This is a genomic window from Emticicia sp., assembly GCF_043780375.1.
Lineage (GTDB): Bacteria > Bacteroidota > Bacteroidia > Cytophagales > Spirosomataceae > Emticicia.
The window spans coordinates 1-7,288 of the sequence record NZ_JAYWCU010000188.1; the positions used below are offsets into that span (position 1 = coordinate 1).

Annotated in this window: 7 protein-coding genes; all 7 read right to left on the reverse strand. The window is 34.8% G+C overall.

What is annotated here, in order from left to right; genetic code table 11:
* Positions 1–38: 38 nt before the first annotated feature.
* The 7 genes from ACH2CJ_RS15150 to ACH2CJ_RS15180 all read right to left on the reverse strand — a co-directional run bounded on the left by ACH2CJ_RS15150 (position 39) and on the right by ACH2CJ_RS15180 (position 7,280).
* Complete coding sequence (locus tag ACH2CJ_RS15150) at positions 39–2,468, reverse strand: multicopper oxidase domain-containing protein (RefSeq protein ID WP_394993790.1); 2,430 nt, start codon at positions 2,466–2,468, stop codon at positions 39–41.
* A 10-nt stretch (positions 2,469–2,478) separates the two neighbouring features.
* A complete protein-coding gene (locus ACH2CJ_RS15155) occupies positions 2,479–3,039 on the reverse strand; it encodes a DUF2911 domain-containing protein (protein WP_394993791.1) in 561 nt (186 codons plus the stop codon).
* A 7-nt stretch (positions 3,040–3,046) separates the two neighbouring features.
* The gene (locus ACH2CJ_RS15160; RefSeq protein ID WP_394993792.1) at positions 3,047–3,790 is read right to left on the reverse strand and encodes a PepSY domain-containing protein; all 744 of its coding nucleotides are present in this window, start codon (positions 3,788–3,790) and stop codon (positions 3,047–3,049) included.
* Positions 3,791–3,832: 42 nt separating this feature from the next.
* Positions 3,833–6,358 (reverse strand): heavy metal translocating P-type ATPase, encoded by a 2,526-nt coding sequence (locus tag ACH2CJ_RS15165; protein WP_394993793.1) that lies wholly within the window; start codon positions 6,356–6,358, stop codon positions 3,833–3,835.
* Between the two features lie 7 nt (positions 6,359–6,365).
* Entirely contained in the window at positions 6,366–6,491 is a 126-nt protein-coding gene (locus ACH2CJ_RS15170; RefSeq protein WP_394993794.1) for a heavy metal-binding domain-containing protein, read from the reverse strand.
* Positions 6,492–6,510: 19 nt separating this feature from the next.
* A complete protein-coding gene (locus ACH2CJ_RS15175; protein WP_394993795.1) occupies positions 6,511–7,053 on the reverse strand; it encodes a 5-fold beta-flower protein in 543 nt (180 codons plus the stop codon).
* A gap of 68 nt (positions 7,054–7,121) precedes the next feature.
* Entirely contained in the window at positions 7,122–7,280 is a 159-nt protein-coding gene (locus ACH2CJ_RS15180; protein WP_394993796.1) for a helix-turn-helix domain-containing protein, read from the reverse strand.
* Positions 7,281–7,288: the final 8 nt, after the last annotated feature.

Genomic DNA, 7,288 nt, shown 5'->3' on the forward strand with positions numbered 1-7,288 from the left:
TAGTTGATAGTTTTTTGAAATTTCTTTACAGACATTGGTCAATAATTAAGCATGATTCCTACACCAAATTCCATATCGTTGTCATAATGCGTTGAAAAACTAAAGTTTTTACTAACAATATATCGCAACCCCGCCATGAATTCTTTGTCAGTATTTATCATGGCACTCATTCGTAATCTTTTTGAAATTGGTATATCTTTTCGTTCTAATTGCAAACGAACATTCCCATCGGTAAATATTTCGGCTTGAGCTATTACTAGCATTGGCAAAGTATAATTTACCCCAACACTAAAAACGGCTCGTCTATCTTTCGTATTAGTTTGACCAAAAATATTTGTTTCTAATTCGTGAAAATCAGATTGATGAATATCTTTTTTTCTGTAACGCCAGTCGAATCCTATAAATGGCATTAGCCACTGCATTTTGCCAATATACCTACCAATATGTGTCTCAGTTTCATAACCATGATGGTCATTATAGCCCAAACGCCATTCAGTTCCGATGCTCCATCGGGTACTTTGCAACATTGCTTCGCCATCATTTCCATTGGTTGCTAAATCATTTTCTGCCATAAAGTGCAACTTTCTGTCATCGGCAAACAACCTCCTTTGTGCCAATTTTGGGTTTGGTATTTCAGGATTTTTTGGTGAGTTTTCATACCTAAAAACTCTACCCATACCGCTCATCATGTGGTATAAAATATGACAATGAAAAAACCAATCGCCACTTTCGGTAGCGGCAAACTCCAAAGTATCGGTTTCCATGGGCATTATATCAATCACATTTTTTAGTGGCGAAAACTCTTCTTGACCATTCAAAACCCTAAAATCGTGTCCATGTAAGTGCATAGGGTGTCGCATCATTGAGCCATTATAAAGTATCATTCGTACAGTTTCGCCTTTTTTTATAAGAATTTTATCTGTTTCTGAAACCACTTTATTATCTAAACTCCAAACATAACGGTTCATATTTCCCGATAATTCAAACTTAAGTTCCTTCACAGGAGCATCTTTTGCGAGAATGGTTTTTGTAGGAGATTTAAGCATGGAATAGTTCAAGGTAATAATATCTGACATTTCATTGCTATTATATTGGGCTTCATCCATTTTCATGTTTTTCATGTCATGTCCTTTCATTTCACCCTTTTTCATGTTTTTCATGTCATGTTTTGGCTTTTCAATCTCTCCTGTTATTTCGGGGTACATTACCACATTCATATCCATTTGGTTGAGGCTCATTGACATTCCCATATCGTCCAAATTTCCATTCATTTTCATCATGCCATTCATCATTTTCATCCCCTCAAAATATTTGAGTTTTGGCATTGGTTTGGCTTTTATTTTTTCGCCAGAACCTAAAAACAATGAGGCTGATTTAGTTCGGTCTTCAGATGTTGCTAACAATTCGTAGGCTTTATTATTGTCAGCAGCCAAACCTTGCCCGATTGATACTATAACATCATAAGTTTCCGAAACCGCAATAATTAGCCTATCTACCTCAACTGGTTCTACATCGTTTCCATCGTTTGCCACGACAGTTATTTTGCCACCTGCATAATTTAGCCAGAAATAAGTTGATGCCCCACCGTTTGAAATTCGCAGACGAATTTTATTGGAGTTCATCTTCGAACCCTTAGAGAGCGGCGTAAATGATGATTCATTTTTGCCATTGATTAAAAATTTATTATAATACACATCGCTCACATCCATTGCGTTCATTCGCTTCCATTCATTACTTACTTTAGTTTTGAAATAGCCTTGTTTAACTGCTTCTCCATAGCTTTGGGTTGTTCCTTTTTGAATAGCAAACCAATCTGTGGCATTGTGCAACATTCGATGAACATTTTGTGGGTTTAAATCTGTCCATTCGCTTAATATTACAGGAATTGTAGGCAAATCATCTATCCCTTTTCTAAAAGTTGGATCTTCGGTTCTTTTATTCAAAATCATTGAGCCGTACATGCCAATTTGTTCCTGCAAACCAGTATGACTATGATACCAATGAGTACCATGTTGAATAATTGGAAACCTATACAAATGAGTGGTATGTGGTTTAATTGGCATTTGTGTTAGATTGGGTACGCCATCATATTGGTTCGGCAAAAATAAACCGTGCCAATGCAACGATGTTTCTTCGTTTAACTCGTTATGTACATAAATTTCGGCAGTATCGCCCTCCATAAATGTTAGCGTGGGCATCGGTATTTGTCCATTTACGGCAATGGCTCTTTTGGGTTTATTTCCAAAATCTACTATTGTATCTCTTATATATAAATCATAGCGAACTACTTTTGAAATATACGTAATTGTATGATTTTTCGGTTTGGTATCCGCAGACTTTTGTGAATTGATACTTTTTTGAATTACAGGTGTTTTTTTCTGTGGCGTGGGCATTTGATGATGCTCATGCTGGGCAAAAACAGTTGATGATATTGTAAGAAGTGCAGATATTATAAATATTTTTTTCATGATTGTTGTGTTACATGTTTTCAAACTTAAATGCTACACTCAAATACTCCCAACTCATTTTGATTTCTCCTTTTTTTGTGGTGAAAGGAATAACTTCGTAAGTAAGTGCTTCAACAATTTGTTTGCTTTTTTTAGGTTTTACGATTATTCTAATAACATCATTTTCTTGTTTATACTCGTCTGCTAAGTGCATATCCCAAGTTTTACTCAAAATCAAAGTCCAAGTTTTTTTGTTAGGAATGGTAAAAAAACCATATTTTCCTTTTGGAATATGCTTGCCTTCAATCATTACATCTTGCGAAAAATCTATCCAAGTAGCTTTGTGGGCTCCTGTAGACCAAACTTGGTTATTGGCTACCAAACCATTCCAAATTGCTCGTCCTCTTACACTTGGCGAGCCATAATCTACATGTATATGATTGTCTCCAACCATTCCCATTGCCACCATTTTAGGGCTTTTAGGTTTAGAAACAGTTTTTGTCGAATCAGCTTTTGGTTGATGATTTTCATGCTGGGCGAAAGTAATATTTGTAAGAAATAAACTTAATGCTACAATAATTAATTTTTTCATGTGTTTTTTAGTTTTGTTTGATTGTTTTTTTTCGACTGACAAAAAATAATATAAATCCTGAACTGATGGTAAATAAACCAAATACCGAAAAGGCTCTTAACAACCAATTTGAAATATTATCTCGACCTTGATAATCCATTGTATGAAGCATCCATAAAAAATCAAAGATTCTCCATTTATTATTTCTAAATTTTTGAACCGTTCCCAACTCGCTTGCTATATATGCGGTGGAATTGGAAGGATGCTCAAAAGTTATGGCGTAAGCTGGCAAAGGTTGCCCACGGTATTCGTGGTGGCCATTGGTATTTGTGAGGTATTCTACTTTTTGAACTTTGGCATCGCTCGAAAAATTTTGTTGAGCTATTTCTGTTGCTTCATTTTTAGAAAGAGCGGGACGAAGTTCGCCAGTTTCGGCATTGGCCAATTGTGTTTTTTTGCCTCTATCATGCTCTTTTGAATAAGTGATTTGATAAACAGGATTTCCTAAAAGTTGAATCAAATGAATATCAAAAATATAATTTACGGAATCTTTTTTCTTGATTTTTTGAATAATTGCTTCTGGATTAGCCAATGTCATATCACCAGTAAGTGGATGAATGTGTGCTTTTTGGTGGTCTCCATGCACCTCATCCATATTTGACCAACTGAAATATAATCCACCAATTGTCCAAAACAAAAACTGGATTCCTAAAATTAGTCCTAACCAACGGTGCGTTTTTCTGATTTTTCGATGAAATTCTATTTTCTTCATTTTATATTATAGTGGTTTGCATTTTTAAATTTTAGAGAAAAATCAAAGTTTAATATTTCTTAGCCTGAGAGCATTGGCAATAACAGATACTGAGCTAAAACTCATAGCTAATGCGGCTATCATCGGTGACAATAATATGCCGAAGAGTGGATATAAAACTCCTGCCGCAATCGGAACGCCAAGTGTGTTATAAATAAATGCAAAAAACAAATTTTGTTTGATGTTTTTCATTACAGCATGACTCAAATTTTTAGCTTTCACAATTCCCTGTAAATCACCTTTAACCAAAGTTATTTTTGCACTTTCAATAGCAACGTCCGTGCCTGTTCCCATGGCTATGCCTATATCGGCTTGTGCTAATGCGGGTGCATCATTGATACCATCACCCGCCATTGCTACTATTTTTCCTTCGGCTTGTAAGCGTTTTATTTCTTTCAATTTATCTTCAGGCAAACAACTTGCTTTGAAACTACTCAGATTGAGTTCATTCGCAACGGCTTTTGCAGTATTCTCATTGTCACCCGTAAGCATTATTACTTCAATTCCTTGTCTCATCAACTCCTTTATGGCAGCTTTACTCGTTATTTTGATAGCATCAGTAATAGCTACAAAACCTATCGCAACTTTATCAATGGCAATATAAGATACGGTTTTTCCTAATTTTTGCTCAACAATTATTTTGCTTTCCAAGTCATCCGAAATATTTGCTTTGACTTGTTCCATTAGCGTTTTATTTCCAAGTGCTACTTTTTTATTACTAACAGTTCCTATCACTCCTTTACCTGCAATAGCTTCAAAATCTTTTACTTCAATCAAAGAAACGTTTTTTTCTTTGGCAAAATTTACAATCGCTTGGGCTAATGGATGTTCGCTATATTGATTTAAAGAAGCAATATTTTGTAATAGAAGATTCTCTCCTGCATCTTGTATTGAATAAATTTTATCAACTGACGGCTTTCCCTCGGTAATTGTGCCAGTTTTATCGGTTATCAAAACATTTACTTTGTTCATGTTTTCTAAAGCTTCTGCATTTTTTATTAAAACGCCCGATGAAGCACCTTTGCCAACGCCAACCATAACCGACATAGGTGTAGCCAAGCCTAATGCACACGGACAAGCAATTATTAAGACTGCAATAGCATTAATATATCCATATACTAAGGCTGGTTCTGGTCCAAACTTTGCCCAAACAATAAATGTAATAATAGATATCACCACAACTATTGGCACAAAATATTTGGCGATGCTATCTGCCAATTTTTGTATTGGTGCTTTCGAACGACTGGCATCATTTACCATCTGAATTATTTGCGAAAGTAAGGTTTCTGAACCTACTTTTTCGGCAATCATTACAAATGATTTATTTCCGTTTATTGTTCCCGAACTTACAACATCTCCTTCTTTTTTATCAACAGGAATCGGTTCGCCCGAAATCATTGATTCATCAATTGTACTTTCTCCTTGAGTTATTTTTCCATCAACTGGAATTTTATCACCAGGTTTTATTCTTAACAAATCTCCTTTTTTAATATCATGAATAAAGATTTTGCTACTTATTCCATTAATAATAATGGTAGATTCGGTTGGAGCTAATTTTAGAAGTGCCTTTATTGCTCCGCTAGTTTGGCTGTGAGCTTTAGCTTCTAATAATTGACCCAGTAAAACTAAAGTTAAGATAACGGTTGTTGCCTCAAAATAAAGATGTACAGTGCCACTTTCAGTTTTAAATTCATTTGGAAAAAAACTTGGGAATAACATTCCAACAATACTAAATAAAAATGCTACGCCCGTGCCAATTCCTACGAGAGTAAACATATTGAGATTCCAAGTAATAATTGATTTCCAAGCACGCACAAAAAACATCCAGCACGCATAAAAAACCACAGGAAGAGTTAATATGAACTGTACCCAATTCCATTTTGCCATATCCATAATCTGCATTAAAGGGTTATGGGGTAGCATTTCTGACATGGCAATTGCAAAAACAGGAATTGTAAATGCAACTGCTATTTTCATCTTTTTTACTAAGTCATTATAAGTTTTGTTTTCTTGGCTATCGCTTGGTTCATTTGGCACTAAATCCATTCCACAAATTGGGCAAATACCTGGCTCGTCTTTTACAATTTCTGGGTGCATCGGACAAGTAAATTGTAAACTTTGCGAAAGACTTGCTTGTTGCACTAAATCCATTCCACATACGGGGCAATCACCAGCTTTATCATAAACTTTTTCGCCTTCGCAGTGCATAGGGCAATAGTATTTGCCATTACTGTTATTTGGTGTTTTTTTTGAATCTTCTGAAAATAATTTATTCGTTTGCTTCTCCTTTATAGCTTCATTTTGTGAAAGCAAGGTTGCTGTACGAGTATCTTCTATTGTATAATTGCCTACTGCCGAAAGTGTTTTTTGTAACTCTTTAGTCGGAATGTGATTATTCATTGTAATAGTTGCCATTGGTGGGTCTAATGTTACGACCGCAGAAATTTCCTTAATTGAATTAAGGGTTTTTTCTACTTTTGTGCGGCAACCATTGCAAGACATTCCTGTTATTTGATAAGTATGTGTCATTATTTGATTAATTTTTAACAATTTTGACTAAACTCATGCCACATTTAGGGCATTTATCGCCTGCGTTTCCTGTAACTTCGGGGTGCATTGGGCAAGCATATGTTGCCTCAGTTGAGATAAGTTGATTAGCCATTTTATTATTTTTTAGCAACTTAAACCAATTTCATTTTACATTTCGAGCATCTATCACCTTCTTTTCCTGTAACTTCGGGGTGCATTGGGCAACTATATTTATCATTGCTTACCATTTTGGTATGGTCTGTCATATCCATATCATTTTGAAAGCAAAATAAAACGCACGCCATTCCTTTGTAACTTGAATGAATATTGTCAATTTTCTTACCAGAAGCATCATATATATTACATGATGTTCCATTTTCTTTAACACTAAAAACTAAATCACCATTAACATTTTGATAGGTTTTTCCATCTTTACCCATGCGACCCATTAACTTTCCTTTAGCATCTATTAAATTCCCTTGTCCATCAACGTAAGCAATTTTATTTCCTTTAGCATCATTAATTACATGGTCTTTAGTAATTTGACCAACCTTAACGCTACCTTTTTTAATTTCTCCTTTTTGATTGATGCTCAACATTTGGTGCTTGTAATTTGCATCTTGTGCTATGACATTAGACTGAAAGAAAAATATTGCTGTAATAAACAATGCGATTATATTTTTTAAAGTTGTCATTTTCTAATTTGTTTAAATATTTATTAAACAAAGGTAGAAAGCCTAGCTGAAGTATATGTTACAGAATTTTACAAGATTGTTACAATATTATTGACATTATCGAGTGGCATGCGATTTTTGATAATTTGTCGTTTGTATTTACTCGGCGTAATTCCAACAATTTGCTTGAATTGATTCGATAAATAAGCCACACTACTATAACCTAAACCCCATGCAATTTCTGACAAATTTTGTT

Coding starts and splice junctions, on each gene's coding strand:
- ACH2CJ_RS15165 (WP_394993793.1), bottom strand. CDS start 6,358: ATGACACATACTTATCAAATAACAGGAATGTCTTGCAATGGTTGCCGC.
- ACH2CJ_RS15155 (WP_394993791.1), bottom strand. CDS start 3,039: ATGAAAAAATTAATTATTGTAGCATTAAGTTTATTTCTTACAAATATT.
- ACH2CJ_RS15150 (WP_394993790.1), bottom strand. CDS start 2,468: ATGAAAAAAATATTTATAATATCTGCACTTCTTACAATATCATCAACT.
- ACH2CJ_RS15175 (WP_394993795.1), bottom strand. CDS start 7,053: ATGACAACTTTAAAAAATATAATCGCATTGTTTATTACAGCAATATTT.
- ACH2CJ_RS15160 (WP_394993792.1), bottom strand. CDS start 3,790: ATGAAGAAAATAGAATTTCATCGAAAAATCAGAAAAACGCACCGTTGG.
- ACH2CJ_RS15170 (WP_394993794.1), bottom strand. CDS start 6,491: ATGGCTAATCAACTTATCTCAACTGAGGCAACATATGCTTGCCCAATG.